Origin of the sequence: Amycolatopsis circi (assembly GCF_003385235.1) — a bacterium.
Classification (GTDB): Bacteria; Actinomycetota; Actinomycetes; order Mycobacteriales; family Pseudonocardiaceae; genus Amycolatopsis; species Amycolatopsis circi.
Genome location: NZ_PQIA01000300.1, coordinates 1 through 1,333, shown reverse-complemented (window position 1 = coordinate 1,333; position 1,333 = coordinate 1). Strand labels below are relative to the sequence as shown.

Sequence of the window (1,333 nt, the reverse complement as noted above, 5' to 3'; positions counted from 1 at the left end):
TGTTGTGACACAGTTTGTGTCTCTCGGCATGTGACACACCCTGGTGGGGTGGGTTGCCGGGTCTGTCGCCTGATCGGCGTTGTGGTGTGCCCATGGCGCGGAAGCGAGCGAAGATGCTGTTGATGGACGCGACGTTGGCGGTTCAGGCGAAGATCGGGAACGTGTCGCAGTGGTGCCGGGTCAACGGCGTCGACCGGCGCACGTTCTACCGGCACCGCGCGCGGATCGAGGCCGAGGGCGCGTGGGCGCCGCGGTCGCGGCGCCCGAAGTCCTCCCCGCACGCGACCCCGGGGCCGGTGGTGGCCGAGATCGTGCGGCTGCGGGAGGCGCTGGCGCCGGACAACGGGGCCGACCCGATCCGCGACGCCCTGGCGGTGCTGGCCGCCGAGCAGGACTGGGCGGAACGCGGGTGGCGGGTGCCGGCGCGGGCCACGGTCAACCGGGTCCTGGCCCGCGCCGGGCTGCTCGAACGCAACCCGCGCAAACGGCCGAAGTCCTCGCTGCGCCGTTTCGCCTACGCCCGCCCGCGCGACTGCTACCAGATCGACGCCACCGAGGTCGTCCTCGCCGGCGGAGGGAAAGCGGTCGTGTTCGACGTGCTCGACGACTGCACCCGGATGCTCGTGGCCTGTCTCGCCGCGCCGGCCGAGACCGCCGACGCCGCCGTCGCCGCGATCACCGCGGCCGCCCGCGAGCACGGCGAACCGGCGATCGTGTTATGCGACAACGGATCCGCGTTCACCTCCCGGCTGCGCAACCCCTCCGCCGGGCCCTCGAGGTTCACCCGCGTCGTCACCGGCTGGGGCAGCAGGCTGATCCACTCCAGCCCCTACCACCCGCAGACCTGCGGCAAAGTCGAACGCCACCACCAGACCCTCAAACGCTGGCTCGCCTGCCAGCCCCCGCCCGCGACCCTGGCCGACCTGCAAACCCTGCTCGACGCCTACCGCGCCCGCTACAACAACCACCGCCCCCACAGCGCACTCGACCGCGCCACCCCGCACCACGCCTGGACCGCCGCCGAACACCACGGCGGACCCGAACACCTGCCCGTCCAGACCGACGCCACCGTCCACCGCCTCACCGCCGACGCCCGAGGACTCGTCCAACTCGGCAGAAACGCACGCATCCGCCTCGGCCCCGCCCACGCCGGACACGCCGTCACCCTCGTCCGAGACCACGACCGGGCCACCGCCTACACCCGCAACGGCGACCCCATCGGCCACATCCGCCTCGACCACACCAAGCGATACCAAGGCACCCTCACCCCAGCCGCCTAACATGAGACACAACAACCGAGACAACCCCGCGACAGAACAACCGAGACACAACA

The 1,333-nt window shown here is 71.6% G+C and carries 1 protein-coding gene; it reads left to right on the top strand.

Annotated elements, in window-relative coordinates:
• Positions 1–92 precede the first annotated feature (92 nt).
• Positions 93–1,280: an integrase core domain-containing protein gene (locus D0D37_RS46370; RefSeq protein WP_116206903.1), complete on the top strand. Its 1,188-nt coding sequence runs from the start codon at positions 93–95 to the stop codon at positions 1,278–1,280.
• Positions 1,281–1,333: the final 53 nt, after the last annotated feature.

What these genes read in the sequence shown, in the direction of transcription:
- D0D37_RS46370 (WP_116206903.1), top strand. Translation starts at nt 93, where the DNA reads ATGGCGCGGAAGCGAGCGAAGATGCTGTTGATGGACGCGACGTTGGCG.